General features: G+C 45.0%; 14 protein-coding genes and 2 rRNA genes (1 of these 16 running past the window's edge). All 16 read left to right on the top strand.

Features of this window, described 5'->3' with window-relative positions; translation table 11 throughout:
- Window positions 1-9: 9 nt before the first annotated feature.
- A complete protein-coding gene (gene ftsH, locus BV11031_RS18545) occupies window positions 10-1,923 on the top strand; it encodes an ATP-dependent zinc metalloprotease FtsH (RefSeq protein WP_121641698.1) in 1,914 nt (637 codons plus the stop codon).
- A 192-nt stretch (window positions 1,924-2,115) separates the two neighbouring features.
- On the top strand, window positions 2,116-2,892 hold the full coding sequence (locus BV11031_RS18540) for a type III pantothenate kinase (RefSeq protein ID WP_039076431.1): 777 nt from the start codon (window positions 2,116-2,118) through the stop codon (window positions 2,890-2,892).
- An 11-nt stretch (window positions 2,893-2,903) separates the two neighbouring features.
- Window positions 2,904-3,779, top strand: a complete 876-nt coding sequence (gene hslO / locus BV11031_RS18535; RefSeq protein ID WP_129550811.1) for a redox-regulated molecular chaperone HslO — start codon at window positions 2,904-2,906, stop codon at window positions 3,777-3,779.
- Window positions 3,780-3,827: 48 nt separating this feature from the next.
- Window positions 3,828-4,721, top strand: coding sequence for a peptidyl-prolyl cis-trans isomerase (locus BV11031_RS18530; protein WP_129550810.1), 894 nt, complete (start codon window positions 3,828-3,830; stop codon window positions 4,719-4,721).
- 75 nt (window positions 4,722-4,796) lie between these two features.
- Entirely contained in the window at window positions 4,797-5,723 is a 927-nt protein-coding gene (gene cysK, locus BV11031_RS18525; RefSeq protein WP_129550809.1) for a cysteine synthase A, read from the top strand.
- Window positions 5,724-5,883: 160 nt separating this feature from the next.
- Entirely contained in the window at window positions 5,884-7,314 is a 1,431-nt protein-coding gene (locus BV11031_RS18520) for an anthranilate synthase component I family protein (RefSeq protein WP_129550808.1), read from the top strand.
- Window positions 7,311-7,895, top strand: a complete 585-nt coding sequence (gene pabA, locus BV11031_RS18515) for an aminodeoxychorismate/anthranilate synthase component II (RefSeq protein WP_121641703.1) — start codon at window positions 7,311-7,313, stop codon at window positions 7,893-7,895. The genes BV11031_RS18520 and pabA overlap by 4 nt, the downstream gene beginning before the upstream one ends.
- Entirely contained in the window at window positions 7,895-8,776 is an 882-nt protein-coding gene (gene pabC, locus BV11031_RS18510; RefSeq protein WP_129551024.1) for an aminodeoxychorismate lyase, read from the top strand. Before pabA ends, pabC begins: the two co-directional genes overlap by 1 nt.
- Entirely contained in the window at window positions 8,758-9,615 is an 858-nt protein-coding gene (gene folP, locus BV11031_RS18505; RefSeq protein ID WP_129550807.1) for a dihydropteroate synthase, read from the top strand. The genes pabC and folP overlap by 19 nt, the downstream gene beginning before the upstream one ends.
- Complete coding sequence (folB, locus tag BV11031_RS18500) at window positions 9,608-9,970, top strand: dihydroneopterin aldolase (RefSeq protein WP_039076423.1); 363 nt, start codon at window positions 9,608-9,610, stop codon at window positions 9,968-9,970. Before folP ends, folB begins: the two co-directional genes overlap by 8 nt.
- Entirely contained in the window at window positions 9,967-10,470 is a 504-nt protein-coding gene (gene folK / locus BV11031_RS18495) for a 2-amino-4-hydroxy-6-hydroxymethyldihydropteridine diphosphokinase (RefSeq protein WP_129550806.1), read from the top strand. The genes folB and folK overlap by 4 nt, the downstream gene beginning before the upstream one ends.
- The gene (locus tag BV11031_RS18490) at window positions 10,422-10,640 is read left to right on the top strand and encodes a helix-turn-helix domain-containing protein (protein WP_039076421.1); all 219 of its coding nucleotides are present in this window, start codon (window positions 10,422-10,424) and stop codon (window positions 10,638-10,640) included. The genes folK and BV11031_RS18490 overlap by 49 nt, the downstream gene beginning before the upstream one ends.
- A 16-nt stretch (window positions 10,641-10,656) precedes the next feature.
- The gene (gene dusB / locus BV11031_RS18485; RefSeq protein WP_100739311.1) at window positions 10,657-11,658 is read left to right on the top strand and encodes a tRNA dihydrouridine synthase DusB; all 1,002 of its coding nucleotides are present in this window, start codon (window positions 10,657-10,659) and stop codon (window positions 11,656-11,658) included.
- 91 nt (window positions 11,659-11,749) lie between these two features.
- The gene (lysS, locus tag BV11031_RS18480; RefSeq protein ID WP_121641707.1) at window positions 11,750-13,249 is read left to right on the top strand and encodes a lysine--tRNA ligase; all 1,500 of its coding nucleotides are present in this window, start codon (window positions 11,750-11,752) and stop codon (window positions 13,247-13,249) included.
- 309 nt (window positions 13,250-13,558) lie between these two features.
- Window positions 13,559-15,108, top strand: a 16S ribosomal RNA gene (locus BV11031_RS18475).
- A 170-nt stretch (window positions 15,109-15,278) separates the two neighbouring features.
- A 23S ribosomal RNA gene (locus BV11031_RS18470) occupies window positions 15,279-16,043 on the top strand (it continues 2,163 nt past the right edge of the window).
- The 16S and 23S rRNA genes sit together here, the layout of an rRNA operon.

The raw sequence follows: 16,043 nt of genomic DNA, 5'->3' as shown, positions 1-16,043 counted from the left end.
AGGTAAGGAATGAATCGGGTCTTCCGTAATACCATTTTTTATTTACTTATTTTATTAGTAGTAATCGGGGTTGTGAGCTACTTCCAGACCTCAAATCCGAAAACAGAAAATATGTCGTACAGTACGTTTATCAAAAACCTGGATGACGGGAAAGTTGATAGCGTATCGGTTCAGCCTGTCAGAGGTGTTTATGAGGTAAAAGGGCAGCTGAAAAACTACGACAAAGATCAATACTTCTTGACTCATGTTCCTGAAGGAAAGGGAGCAGACCAGATATTTAATGCTTTGAAAAAGACAGACGTAAAGGTTGAGCCCGCTCAAGAAACAAGCGGTTGGGTGACGTTCTTGACGACCATCATCCCGTTTGTCATTATCTTTATTCTGTTTTTCTTCCTGCTCAATCAGGCTCAAGGCGGCGGCAGCCGTGTCATGAACTTTGGGAAGAGCAAGGCGAAGCTGTATACAGAGGAAAAGAAACGCGTCAAATTTAAAGACGTTGCAGGGGCTGACGAAGAAAAACAAGAACTCGTTGAAGTTGTTGACTTTCTGAAAGATCCCCGCAAGTTTGCCGAACTTGGCGCAAGAATACCAAAAGGCGTGCTGTTAGTCGGACCTCCGGGTACCGGTAAAACATTGCTTGCCAAAGCTTGTGCGGGTGAAGCTGGCGTACCTTTCTTCAGCATCAGCGGATCTGATTTCGTTGAAATGTTTGTAGGTGTCGGTGCTTCCCGTGTGCGTGACTTGTTTGAAAATGCGAAAAAGAATGCGCCTTGTTTGATTTTCATTGATGAGATTGACGCAGTCGGACGCCAGCGTGGAGCGGGTCTCGGCGGCGGACACGATGAACGTGAACAGACGCTAAACCAATTGCTTGTTGAAATGGACGGATTCAGCGCCAATGAAGGAATCATCATCATTGCTGCGACGAACCGTGCGGACATCTTGGACCCAGCCTTACTTCGTCCGGGACGTTTTGACCGTCAAATCACAGTGGACCGCCCAGATGTCATTGGCCGTGAAGCTGTATTGAAAGTCCATGCGAGAAATAAACCGCTGGACGAAACGGTTAACTTGAAATCAATCGCCATGAGAACACCTGGATTCTCAGGCGCTGACTTAGAAAATCTTTTGAATGAAGCTGCTCTTGTGGCGGCTCGTCAAAACAAGAAAAAAATCGATGCGCGTGATATTGACGAAGCGACGGACCGCGTAATTGCCGGACCTGCTAAGAAAAGCCGCGTCATCTCCAAAAAAGAACGCAATATCGTGGCTTATCACGAAGGCGGACACACCGTGATCGGACTCGTTTTAGATGAGGCTGATATGGTTCATAAAGTAACGATTGTTCCTCGGGGCCAGGCTGGCGGTTATGCTGTTATGCTTCCAAGAGAAGACCGTTACTTCCAGACAAAGCCGGAGCTGCTTGATAAAATTGTCGGCCTCTTGGGCGGGCGTGTCGCTGAAGAAATCATCTTCGGTGAAGTCAGCACAGGGGCGCACAATGACTTCCAGCGTGCGACGAATATTGCAAGACGAATGGTTACAGAATTCGGTATGTCAGAAAAACTGGGTCCGTTGCAATTTGGACAGTCTCAGGGCGGCCAAGTATTCTTAGGCCGTGATTTCAACAACGAACAGAACTACAGTGATCAAATCGCTTACGAAATTGACCAGGAAATTCAGCGTATCATTAAAGAATGTTATGAGCGCGCGAAACAAATCCTGACTGAAAATCGTGACAAGCTTGAATTGATTGCTCAAACGCTTCTGAAAGTTGAAACACTGGATGCTGAACAAATCAAACATCTTGTCGATCATGGATCGTTACCTGAACGCAATTTCTCTGATGAAGAGAAGAACGATGACGTGAAAGTAAACATTCTGACAAAAACAGAAGAAAAGAAAGACGATACAACAGAGTAATTCGCTTTCTTTCTAAAAACTGCCGGCTGACGCCGGCAGTTTTTTTATGTAAATCATCAGTTAGGTCGCGGCTTTTACAATCATCCAGTTCTGGTATCGTTTTGTTTACAAATAAGCCGCTGATCGTGTATGGTATTGTAGAATGTTTGTAAAAAGTAAAGTAGAGAAACTATTCAAAAGTGGTGATAGAGGTTGTTACTGGTTATCGATGTGGGGAACACCAATACTGTACTTGGTGTATATCATGATGGGAAATTAGAATATCACTGGCGTATAGAGACAAGCAGGCATAAAACAGAAGATGAGTTTGGAATGATTTTACGCTCTTTATTTGAGCATTCCGGGCTTATGTTTGAACAGATAGATGGCATTATTATTTCATCTGTTGTGCCGCCAATTATGTTTGCGTTAGAAAGAATGTGCACAAAATACTTTCATATCGAGCCGCAAATTGTCGGACCGGGTATGAAAACAGGTTTGAATATAAAATATGACAATCCTAAAGAAGTGGGAGCAGACAGAATCGTAAATGCAGTTGCTGCGATACATCTATACGGCAATCCGTTAATTGTCGTTGATTTTGGAACTGCCACAACGTATTGCTATATTGATGAAAACAAACAATATATGGGCGGAGCAATTGCTCCTGGGATTACGATTTCAACAGAGGCGCTTTATTCGCGTGCGGCAAAGCTTCCTCGTATCGAAATCACCCGGCCTGACAATATTATTGGAAAAAACACGGTTAGCGCGATGCAATCTGGAATTTTATTTGGCTATGTCGGACAAGTAGAAGGAATTGTAAAGCGAATGAAATGGCAGGCAAAACAGGAACCAAAGGTCATTGCGACCGGAGGCCTTGCGTCGCTCATTGCAAATGAATCAGATTGCATAGATATCGTAGATCCATTCTTGACTTTAAAAGGGCTGGAATTGATTTATGAACGAAACCGCGTAGGAAGTGTATAGGAGGTTTTGGAATGGATTATTTAATAAAAGCACTTGCGTATGACGGAAAAGTGCGCGCTTATGCAGCGAGAACAACTGATATGGTAAACGAAGGACAAAAACGACATGGCACGTGGCCGACAGCATCCGCCGCACTGGGCCGTACAATGACAGCTTCGCTTATGCTCGGCGCTATGCTGAAGGGCGAAGATAAGCTGACAGTGAAAATCGAGGGCGGAGGCCCGATCGGTGCTATTGTAGCTGATGCTAACGCAAAAGGAGAAGTCAGAGCATACGTCTCTAACCCGCAAGTTCATTTTGATTTAAATGAACAAGGCAAGCTTGATGTCAGACGTGCGGTTGGAACAAGCGGAACGTTAAGTGTCGTAAAAGATTTAGGATTGCGCGAGTTCTTTACAGGACAAACAGAAATTGTTTCAGGAGAATTGGGAGATGATTTCACCTACTATCTTGTGTCATCTGAGCAGGTTCCTTCATCGGTAGGCGTCGGTGTGCTCGTGAATCCTGATAATACCATTCTTGCGGCGGGCGGCTTTATTATTCAGCTTATGCCGGGAACAGATGATGAAACCATCACAAAAATTGAAGAACGTCTATCCCAAGTAGAGCCGATTTCAAAGCTCATCCAAAAAGGACTGACACCAGAAGAAATTTTAGAAGAAGTTCTAGGCGAGAAGCCTGAGATTTTGGAAACGATGCCTGTTCAATTCCATTGTTCTTGTTCAAAAGAACGTTTTGAAACAGCCATTTTAGGGCTAGGCAAAAAAGAAATACAAGATATGATAGAAGAAGATGGACAAGCCGAAGCAGTATGCCATTTTTGTAATGAAAAGTACTTATTTACAAAAGAAGAGCTGGAAGGGCTTCGTGACCAAACTACCCGCTAAGCTCTTTAGCGGGTTTTTTACATTTCAATAAAGGAGCTGAAAGCAGGTTTGAAATCAAGAACAATGTGGACCGTTATTTTAGGGGCGCTGTTGGTTTGCTGTATTGCCGTTGCATATACGCTGACGAAATCCCAAGCCGGCGCATCGCCATCCGGGGAGTCTATTGCGACTGTCGGAAGCAAAAGCGTGACGAGACAAGAGTGGCTGAAAGAAATGGAAGATCAATATGGAAAGTCGACACTTGAAGATATGATCAATGCCCGAGTCGTTGAGCAGCTCGCCAAAAAGAACAATCTCAAAGTGTCTAAAAACGAAATTGATCGTGAGTTTTTGTTGATTAAGGCGGTTAACAATTCTTTTTACGAAGACGAACGTACAACAGAAAAAGAGTGGAAAGACCAAATTCGTTATAATATTCTCCTTGAGGAACTGTTAACAAAGGATATTGATATTTCTAATAAAGAAATGAAATCATTCTACAATAAAAATAAAGAGCTGTATCAGTTTGATGATTCGTATCGAATTCGTCACATTGTGGTAAAAGATGAAGAAGAAGCGAGAGAAGTCCTGAAAGAGCTGAAAGGCGGCTCAAGCTTTGAAGCTGTAGCGGCGGAAAGGTCTGCAGACAGATACACATCACCATACGGCGGAGATTTAGGCTTTGTCACAGAAGCATCAGCCAACATTCCGTCAGCATACATTGAAGAAGCAAAAACAATTAAAGAGGATGAATGGTCTGACGAACCGATAAAGGTAAGTAACGGATACGCCGTTATTCAGCTGAAAGAAAAACTAAAGGCGAGAACATTCTCATATGATGAAGTGAAGGATCAGATCAGACGGCAAATCGCAATGGATCAGTTAGGTGATAAAGCGACAGTCAAAACGCTTTGGAAAGAAGCCGATGTATCTTGGTTTTATGGGGAAAAAAGTACTAAGTGATTGACAAAAAATTTTGAAATTGATAGATTATATACATAATACCAATACAAATAGTCGGAAATTGAGGTGTCGAGAATGGTACGTGTAGCAAACTCCATTACTGAATTAATAGGGAATACGCCAATCGTTAAATTAAATCGCCTTGCAGATGAGAATAGCGCAGATGTATATCTAAAGCTTGAATACATGAACCCTGGAAGCAGTGTAAAAGACCGTATCGGATTAGCCATGATTGAAGCCGCTGAAAGAGAAGGGAAATTAAAAGCTGGTGACACAATCATTGAACCGACAAGCGGAAATACCGGAATCGGGCTTGCGATGGTTGCTGCTGCTAAAGGATTAAAAGCCATATTGGTTATGCCTGATACAATGAGCATGGAGCGCCGCAACCTTCTTCGCGCATATGGTGCTGAGCTTGTGCTGACTCCGGGTGCGGAAGGAATGAAAGGTGCCATTAAGAAAGCTGAAGAGCTTGCTGAAAAGCACGGGTACTTTGTGCCGCAACAGTTTAATAACCCTTCTAATCCAGAAATTCACCGCCAAACAACGGGTAAAGAAATCGTTCAGCAATTTGGCGATGACCAGCTTGATGCATTTGTAGCCGGTATCGGCACCGGTGGAACAATTACAGGAGCGGGCGAGGTTCTGAAGGAAGCATACCCTTCCATCAAAATTTACGCTGTTGAACCGTCAGACTCTCCTGTTCTTTCAGGAGGAAAACCAGGCCCCCACAAAATCCAGGGAATCGGGGCTGGATTTGTGCCGGACATCTTAAACACAGAAGTATACGATGAAATCTTCCCTGTAAAGAATGAAGAGGCATTCGAATATGCACGCAGAGCTGCACGTGAAGAAGGAATTCTCGGAGGCATCTCATCAGGCGCGGCAATTTATGCTGCTCTTCAAGTAGCGAAAAAGCTTGGAAAAGGCAAAAAAGTATTGGCCGTCATTCCAAGTAACGGCGAACGTTATCTGAGCACGCCGCTGTATCAATTCGATTAAAAAGCCAAACTCCCGGCCTGCCGGGAGTTTTTTTATTTCTGCATCAAATATGCCGTGTCTGTTTCGAATGATATTCTTGGAAGAGAAATTCACTTTTTTCACCAACAAGATTGCTTTACAATAAAAATCAAGCAAAAAAGAAAATAGAGGAATGATATAAATGGCACAACGCAGACCGGCAGGCAAAAAAGTACCTTTTCTAAAAGACTCATTCTTACAACAATTTGAGAAACTTGCACAAACCAAAAAACATCATGTGCTGCTTGAAAGCGCGAGAGGCGGCAGATACAGTATAGCCGGTCTTGATCCAATTGCGACTGTAAAAGGAAAAGACGGGATGACGACTATTAAGCATGGTGATGAGATACTGTTTAAAGAAGGTGACCCATTACGCGCCTTCCACAGCTGGTTTAAAACGCTGGAAACAGAAACAAATCACGAGCTTCCGGATTTTCAAGGCGGGGCAATCGGTTTCCTCAGCTATGATTACGCACGTTACATTGAAAATTTTAAAATGCTGTCACTAGATGATTTGGAAACGCCAGATATTTATTTTCTTGTATTTGATGATATAGCAGTTTATGACCATCAAGAAGAGTCTCTGTGGCTGATTACTCATGTTAATGATTCTGATCGCGCATCCGCAGACGCGAAGTTATCTGGGCTGGAACAGATGTGGCTGACTGAGCTTCCGGCTATTCCTTCGCGAGAGATAAAGCATGAAACGGACGGTTCCTTCGCGGCGCCATTTACTGAGGATGGATTCTCGCAGGCTGTAGAGAAAATCAAACAATACATCGCCAGCGGAGATGTGTTTCAGGTTAATCTATCAGTAAGGCAGTCACAGTCACTGTCTGCCCACCCATATCAAGTTTACAAAACCCTGAGAGAAGTAAATCCTTCTCCTTATATGGCTTATTTAGAGACACCTGATTTCCAGATCATTTGCGGATCGCCTGAACTTCTTGTCAGCAAAAAGGGGAAACGATTAGAGACGAGACCGATTGCAGGCACCCGTTCAAGAGGGAAAACCGATGAAGAAGATAAGGCGCTCGCAAACGAATTGATCCACAATGAAAAAGAACGCGCTGAACATGTCATGCTGGTTGATCTTGAGCGAAATGATTTAGGGAGAGTATCAAGGTACGGGTCTGTGAACGTGAACGAGTTTATGGCCATCGAAAAATACTCGCATGTGATGCACATCGTATCTAACGTTCAAGGGGAACTGCAGGATGGGTACGATGCTGTAGATATTATTCATGCCTTATTTCCCGGAGGAACCATTACAGGTGCTCCCAAAGTAAGAACGATGGAAATTATAGAAGAACTTGAGCCGACACGCCGCGGGCTTTATACTGGATCTATAGGGTGGTTTGGATATAACAACGATCTTCATTTTAATATCGTCATCCGAACCATTTATGCAACCGGAGGGCAGGCATTCATGCAGTCCGGCGCAGGAGTTGTGATTGATTCTGTTCCAAAGCACGAATACAGGGAATCATTCAAAAAAGCTTTTGCGATGCAAAAGGCGTTAGAGCTGAGCAAAGAAGAGACCAAAAATGAGATGAGGAGAGCTGAGACATGATTTTAATGATTGATAACTACGATTCATTCACGTACAACTTGGTGCAGTATTTAGGCGAGCTTGGGGAAGAATTGATTGTGAAACGCAATGACGACATTACGATCGAAGAAATTGAAGATCTTTCTCCGGATTTTCTGATGATTTCACCCGGACCGTGCAGCCCCGATGAGGCAGGGATTAGCCTAGAAGCAATTAAACATTTTGCAGGAAGAATCCCCATTTTCGGTGTTTGTCTCGGACATCAGTCCATCGCACAAGTGTTTGGCGGTGACGTGGTGAGAGCAGAGCGGCTGATGCACGGAAAAACCTCGAATATCGAGCATGACGGCAAGACAATCTTTGAAGGTTTGAAAAATCCCCTTGTTGCGACTCGTTATCACTCGCTAATCGTAAAACCTGAGACACTGCCAAGCTGTTTTACAGTAACAGCACAAACGAAAGAAGGAGAAATCATGGCCATTCGCCACAATGACCTCCCGATTGAGGGCGTGCAATTTCACCCGGAATCCATTATGACCTCATTTGGGAAAGAAATGCTCAGAAATTTCATTGAGACATACCGCAAGGAAGTTATTGCGTGATGATATATGTTAACGGCCGGTATATAGAGGAGAAAGATGCAGTTCTTTCTCCTTTTGACCATGGTTTTTTATATGGGATCGGTGTTTTCGAAACCTTCAGGCTCTACGAAGGGTGTCCGTTTTTACTTGATTGGCATATAGAAAGGCTTGAGCGTGCGCTCTTAGATCTGCAAATCGAATATACTGTTTCAAAGCATGAGGTTCTTGAGATGCTGGACAAGCTGCTTTGGCTGAATGATATCAGGGATGGCGATGCCCGCGTCAGATTGAACATATCAGCCGGCATCAGCGATAAAGGCTTTGTTGCCCAGACTTACGATAGCCCCACTGTTTTATGTATTGTGAACCAGCTGAACCCAGAAAGCCTTCCTATGCAAAAAGAAGGTAAGGTTTTATCAATAAGGAGAAACACACCAGAGGGCCCGTTCCGATTAAAATCTCATCATTATTTAAATAATATGTATGCGAAAAGGGAAATCGGAAATGATCCGCGTATCGAAGGGATTTTCTTGACGGACGATGGAGCTGTTGCAGAAGGCATCATATCAAATGTTTTCTGGAGAAAAGGCAGCTGCATTTATACTCCGTCGATTGATACAGGTATTCTGGACGGCGTCACGAGACGTTTTGTCATTGAAAATGCAAAGAAATTAGGACTGGAGCTCAAAACGGGCCGATACGCGCTGGAAGCTCTTTTGGCAGCTGATGAAGCGTGGATGACAAACTCGGTTCTGGAAATCATCCCATTTACTAAAATAGAAAATGCAAACTATGCGGGCCGAAGCGGAGAAGCGTTCTCTGCACTTCAAATGCTTTACAAAAAAGAAATAAAGAACATGATTCATGAAAAGAGGGGAAGAGAATGGCGCAGCAAACAATAGACCAAACACAAGTAATCCACACCAAGCCCAGCGCTTTATCATATAACGAGAAGACACTGGTGATGGGGATTTTAAACGTAACGCCTGACTCTTTCTCGGACGGCGGAAAATATGACAGCTTGGACAAGGCGTTGCTGCACGCGAAAGAGATGATCGATGACGGTGCCCATATCATTGACATCGGAGGAGAATCCACAAGACCCGGCGCCGAGTATGTGTCAGAGGATGAGGAAATGTCCAGAGTGATTCCTGTGATTGAGCGTATCACAAAAGAACTGGGCGTGCCGATTTCTGTAGATACGTACAAGGCTTCTGTCGCAGATGAAGCTGTTAAAGCCGGCGCATCTATCATCAATGATATTTGGGGAGCGAAACATGACCCAAAGATGGCATCTGTTGCAGCCGAACACAACGTACCGATTGTTCTCATGCATAACCGCCCAGAGAGGAATTACAATGACTTATTGCCGGATATGTTATCGGACTTATTGGAGAGTGTGAAAATCGCTGTTGAGGCCGGTGTGGAGGAGAAGAACATTATTCTTGATCCCGGAATTGGTTTCGCGAAAACCTATCACGATAATTTGGCAGTGATGAACAAACTCGAGATTTTCAGCGGGCTGGGGTATCCGGTTCTTTTGGCAACCTCCCGAAAAAGATTCATCGGACGTGTGTTGGATCTTCCGCCTGAGGAGCGGACTGAGGGCACAGGTGCAACTGTGTGTCTCGGGATTCAAAAAGGCTGCGACATCGTCAGGGTCCATGATGTAAAACAAATTGCCAGAATGGCGAAAATGATGGACGCAATGCTGAATAAGGGAGGGAAGCACCATGGATAAAGTCTATGTAGAAGGAATGGAGTTTTACGGATATCACGGTGTGTTCAAAGAGGAAAACAAGCTTGGTCAGCGGTTTAAAGTTGATCTAACCGCTGAGCTGGATTTAAGCAAAGCCGGACAAACAGACGACCTTGAGGAAACGATCAACTACGCTGAGCTCTATCACGTATGTAAAGATATCGTAGAAGGGGAACCTGTGAAATTGGTGGAAACACTGGCGGAACGTATTGCTGAATCTGTCCTTAACAAATTTAAGCCAGTAAAGCAATGTACTGTGAAAGTCATTAAGCCCGATCCGCCAATTCCCGGACACTATAAATCAGTAGCGATTGAAATCACGAGAAAAAAATCATGAACAATATAGCTTATATTGCGCTTGGGTCGAACATTGGAGATAAAGAAAAGTATTTAAGGCGAGCGGTGACATTGTTGCATCAACATGATGAGGTGACAGTTACTAAAGTATCCTCTATTTACGAAACTGATCCGGTCGGATACGAAGATCAAGCTGAATTCTTGAATATGGCTGTTGAAATCACGACATCGCTGAACCCTTTTGAACTTCTAGAACTGACACAGCATATAGAATATGAGTTAGGCAGAACAAGGGAAGTAAGATGGGGACCGCGGACGGCAGACCTTGACATTTTGCTGTTTAATCGTGAAAATATTGAAACAGAGCAACTAATTGTTCCGCATCCGAGAATGTATGAGCGTTTGTTTGTCCTTGTGCCGCTCGCGGAGATTTGCCAGCAGGTTGAAGAAGAGGCAATAAGCGCGGAAACAGACCAAGAAGGTGTAAGAGTATGGAAGCAGATATCTGGGGTAGACGAATTCGTGCATTCAGAAAGCTGAAAGGTTATACTCAAGAAGGATTTGCAAAAGCATTAGGTATATCAGTTTCTATTCTCGGCGAAATTGAACGCGGAAACCGATTGCCATCAGCTGACATCATTCAAGGTGCAGCAGATGTTTTAAATATAAGCGTGGACGAATTAGCGCCGTCAGAAAAAGATAACAAATGATGAAGGGAGGTCAAATATGTTTAAAATCGGAGATATTCAATTGAAAAACCGGGTTGTCCTTGCTCCGATGGCTGGTGTCTGCAACTCGGCATTCAGGTTGACTGTAAAGGAATTCGGTGCTGGGTTGGTATGCGCTGAAATGGTCAGTGACAAAGCGATCCTTTACAACAATGCAAGAACCATGGGGATGCTTTACATTGATGAACGCGAAAAACCGCTCAGCCTTCAAATCTTTGGAGGAAAAAAGGAAACCCTTGTGGAAGCGGCGAAGTTTGTAGACCAAAACACAACTGCTGATATTATTGATATTAATATGGGATGCCCTGTACCGAAGATTACAAAATGTGACGCGGGAGCGAAATGGCTTCTCGATCCTGATAAGATTTACGAAATGGTTTCTGCAGTAGTGGATGCCGTTGATAAACCAGTTACAGTAAAAATGAGAATGGGCTGGGATGAAGACCACATTTTCGCAGTGAAAAACGCACAGGCTGTAGAACGTGCCGGCGGAAAAGCAGTTGCGCTCCACGGCCGTACAAGAGTTCAGATGTACGAAGGAACCGCAAACTGGGACATCATTAAAGAAGTAAAACAATCAGTATCAATTCCGGTTATCGGAAACGGCGATGTTAAGACGCCGCAGGATGCAAAGCGTATGCTCGATGAAACAGGAGTAGACGGTGTCATGATTGGTCGCGCTGCATTGGGCAATCCGTGGATGATTTACCGTACGGTTCAGTACCTTGAAACAGGTGAATTGAAAGAAGAGCCGCAAGTACGCGAAAAGATGGCTGTATGCAAACTGCACCTTGACCGCCTGATTGACTTAAAAGGTGAAAACGTAGCGGTAAGAGAAATGAGAAAGCACGCTGCATGGTATCTGAAAGGCGTAAGAGGCAATGCGAATGTTCGTAATGACATCAATCATTGCGAGACAAGAGAAGAGGTTGTGCAGCTTTTAGATGCATTTACTGTTGAAGTTGAGGCAAAAGAGCTTCAAAACGCAAAAGTAGGATAATACTCACCTCTATTTGCTGCTCACTGCCAGTTTTATGCTGGCAGTTTTTCTGCTTTTTTCATGAAACAATATCTGTAATGGAGTGATAACAATGAGTCAAGAAGAGCAAAACCATGAAGAATTGAATGACCAGCTGCAAGTCAGACGCGATAAAATGAACCAGCTGAGAGATAACGGCATTGATCCGTTCGGCGCACGTTTTGAAAGAACTCATCAATCTCAGGAAGTTATTTCAGCATATCAAGAACTAACCAAAGAAGAGTTAGAAGAAAAAGCGATTGAAGTCACAATCGCAGGCCGCATGATGACAAAACGAGGTAAAGGAAAAGCTGGTTTTGCCCATCTTCAGGACTTAGAAGGCCAAATCCAAATCTATGTACGAAAAGACAGTGTCGGTGATGACCAATACGAAATCTTCAAGTCTTCTGACCTCGGGGATCTTATCGGTGTAACCGGAAAAGTCTTCAAAACAAATGTAGGCGAATTGTCTGTTAAAGCAACTTCTTTTGAATTGCTGACAAAAGCGCTTCGTCCGCTTCCTGACAAATACCATGGTTTAAAAGACGTTGAGCAGCGCTACCGCCAGCGCTATCTGGATCTTATCGTAAATCCAGACAGCAAACATACGTTCATCGCACGAAGCAAGATCATTCAAGCTATGAGAAGATACCTTGATGATCACGGATACTTAGAAGTAGAAACACCGACAATGCATAGCATTCCTGGGGGCGCTTCTGCACGCCCGTTTATCACCCATCACAATGCATTGGATATTCCGCTCTACATGCGTATTGCAATTGAACTGCACCTAAAACGTCTGATTGTCGGCGGATTAGAAAAGGTTTATGAAATCGGCCGTGTTTTCCGTAATGAAGGTGTCTCTACACGCCATAACCCTGAATTCACGATGATTGAGTTATATGAAGCATATGCGGACTATAAAGATATCATGAGCTTAACTGAAAACCTCGTTGCTCATATTGCCCAAGAAGTGCTTGGTACGACTACGATCCAATACGGTGAAGAACAAATCGACCTTAAACCTGAATGGAAAAGAATCCATATGGTTGACGCAGTCAAAGAAGCGACTGGTGTTGATTTCTGGGAAGAGGTTAATGTTCAACAAGCGCGTGAATACGCAAAAGAACATGGCGTAGAGATAAAAGATTCTATGACGGTAGGCCATATCATCAACGAATTCTTCGAACAAAAAATCGAAGAAACGCTGATTCAGCCAACGTTTATTTACGGACATCCTGTAGAAATCTCTCCTCTAGCCAAGAAAAATCCAGAGGACCCGCGTTTTACAGATCGTTTTGAACTGTTTATCGTTGGCCGTGAACATGCAAACGCGTTTACAGAGCTGAATGATCCTATTGATCAAAGAGAACGTTTTGAAGAGCAATTAAAAGAACGTGAAGCTGGTAACGATGAAGCTCATTTAATGGATGAAGACTTTGTTGAAGCTCTGGAATACGGCATGCCGCCAACAGGAGGCTTAGGAATTGGTATCGACCGTCTGGTTATGCTGCTGACGAATGCACCTTCTATTCGCGATGTGCTGTTATTCCCGCAAATGAGACAGCGCTAATAAAGAAGAGCGGCATCCTTCAAGTGAAAGGATGCCGCTCTTTTTAAATTCTTAAGTATTTCTTCAAAAAAACTATTGCACTATTATTTACAAGGTGGTATATTATTATTCGTTGCCGCTAAACAAGGCAATGACCAAAAAAGAAATTCAAAAAAGTTATTGACTTCACTGAGTCAGCGAGTTATAATAATAAAGTCGCTTAAACGAAGTCGACAAACAAAATGATCTTTGAAAACTAAACAAGACAAAACGTACCTGTTAATTCATTTTTTATAAATCGCACAGCGATGTGCGTAGTCAGTCAAACTTTTATCGGAGAGTTTGATCCTGGCTCAGGACGAACGCTGGCGGCGTGCCTAATACATGCAAGTCGAGCGGACAGATGGGAGCTTGCTCCCTGATGTTAGCGGCGGACGGGTGAGTAACACGTGGGTAACCTGCCTGTAAGACTGGGATAACTCCGGGAAACCGGGGCTAATACCGGATGCTTGTTTGAACCGCATGGTTCAAACATAAAAGGTGGCTTCGGCTACCACTTACAGATGGACCCGCGGCGCATTAGCTAGTTGGTGAGGTAATGGCTCACCAAGGCAACGATGCGTAGCCGACCTGAGAGGGTGATCGGCCACACTGGGACTGAGACACGGCCCAGACTCCTACGGGAGGCAGCAGTAGGGAATCTTCCGCAATGGACGAAAGTCTGACGGAGCAACGCCGCGTGAGTGATGAAGGTTTTCGGATCGTAAAGCTCTGTTGTTAGGGAAGAACAAGTGCCGTTCAAATAGGGCGGCACCTTGACGGTACCTAACCAGAAAGCCACGGCTAACTACGTGCCAGCAGCCGCGGTAATACGTAGGTGGCAAGCGTTGTCCGGAATTATTGGGCGTAAAGGGCTCGCAGGCGGTTTCTTAAGTCTGATGTGAAAGCCCCCGGCTCAACCGGGGAGGGTCATTGGAAACTGGGGAACTTGAGTGCAGAAGAGGAGAGTGGAATTCCACGTGTAGCGGTGAAATGCGTAGAGATGTGGAGGAACACCAGTGGCGAAGGCGACTCTCTGGTCTGTAACTGACGCTGAGGAGCGAAAGCGTGGGGAGCGAACAGGATTAGATACCCTGGTAGTCCACGCCGTAAACGATGAGTGCTAAGTGTTAGGGGGTTTCCGCCCCTTAGTGCTGCAGCTAACGCATTAAGCACTCCGCCTGGGGAGTACGGTCGCAAGACTGAAACTCAAAGGAATTGACGGGGGCCCGCACAAGCGGTGGAGCATGTGGTTTAATTCGAAGCAACGCGAAGAACCTTACCAGGTCTTGACATCCTCTGACAATCCTAGAGATAGGACGTCCCCTTCGGGGGCAGAGTGACAGGTGGTGCATGGTTGTCGTCAGCTCGTGTCGTGAGATGTTGGGTTAAGTCCCGCAACGAGCGCAACCCTTGATCTTAGTTGCCAGCATTCAGTTGGGCACTCTAAGGTGACTGCCGGTGACAAACCGGAGGAAGGTGGGGATGACGTCAAATCATCATGCCCCTTATGACCTGGGCTACACACGTGCTACAATGGACAGAACAAAGGGCAGCGAAACCGCGAGGTTAAGCCAATCCCACAAATCTGTTCTCAGTTCGGATCGCAGTCTGCAACTCGACTGCGTGAAGCTGGAATCGCTAGTAATCGCGGATCAGCATGCCGCGGTGAATACGTTCCCGGGCCTTGTACACACCGCCCGTCACACCACGAGAGTTTGTAACACCCGAAGTCGGTGAGGTAACCTTTTAGGAGCCAGCCGCCGAAGGTGGGACAGATGATTGGGGTGAAGTCGTAACAAGGTAGCCGTATCGGAAGGTGCGGCTGGATCACCTCCTTTCTAAGGATATATTACGGAATATAAGACCTTGGGTCTTATAAACAGAACGTTCCCTGTCTTGTTTAGTTTTGAAGGATCATTCCTTCGAAACGTGTTCTTTGAAAACTAGATAACAGTAGACATCACATTCAATTAGTAAGACAAGATATCACATAGTGATTCTTTTTAACGGTTAAGTTAGAAAGGGCGCACGGTGGATGCCTTGGCACTAGGAGCCGATGAAGGACGGGACGAACACCGATATGCTTCGGGGAGCTGTAAGCAAGCTTTGATCCGGAGATTTCCGAATGGGGAAACCCACCACTCGTAATGGAGTGGTATCCATATCTGAATTCATAGGATATGAGAAGGCAGACCCGGGGAACTGAAACATCTAAGTACCCGGAGGAAGAGAAAGCAAATGCGATTCCCTGAGTAGCGGCGAGCGAAACGGGATTAGCCCAAACCAAGAGGCTTGCCTCTTGGGGTTGTAGGACACTCTGTACGGAGTTACAAAGGAACGAGGTAGATGAAGAGGTCTGGAAAGGCCCGCCATAGGAGGTAACAGCCCTGTAGTCAAAACTTCGTTCTCTCCTGAGTGGATCCTGAGTACGGCGGAACACGTGAAATTCCGTCGGAATCCGGGAGGACCATCTCCCAAGGCTAAATACTCCCTAGTGACCGATAGTGAACCAGTACCGTGAGGGAAAGGTGAAAAGCACCCCGGAAGGGGAGTGAAAGAGATCCTGAAACCGTGTGCCTACAAGTAGTCAGAGCCCGTTAACGGGTGATGGCGTGCCTTTTGTAGAATGAACCGGCGAGTTACGATCCCGTGCAAGGTTAAGCAGAAGATGCGGAGCCGCAGCGAAAGCGAGTCTGAATAGGGCGCATGAGTACGTGGTCGTAGACCCGAAACCAGGTGATCTACCCATGTCCAGGGTGAAGTTCAGGTAACA

The sequence above is a fragment of the Bacillus vallismortis genome, assembly GCF_004116955.1.
Lineage (GTDB): Bacteria > Bacillota > Bacilli > Bacillales > Bacillaceae > Bacillus > Bacillus vallismortis.
The sequence above is the reverse complement of the archived record's forward strand: the minus strand, read 5'-3'. Positions and strand labels throughout refer to the sequence as shown.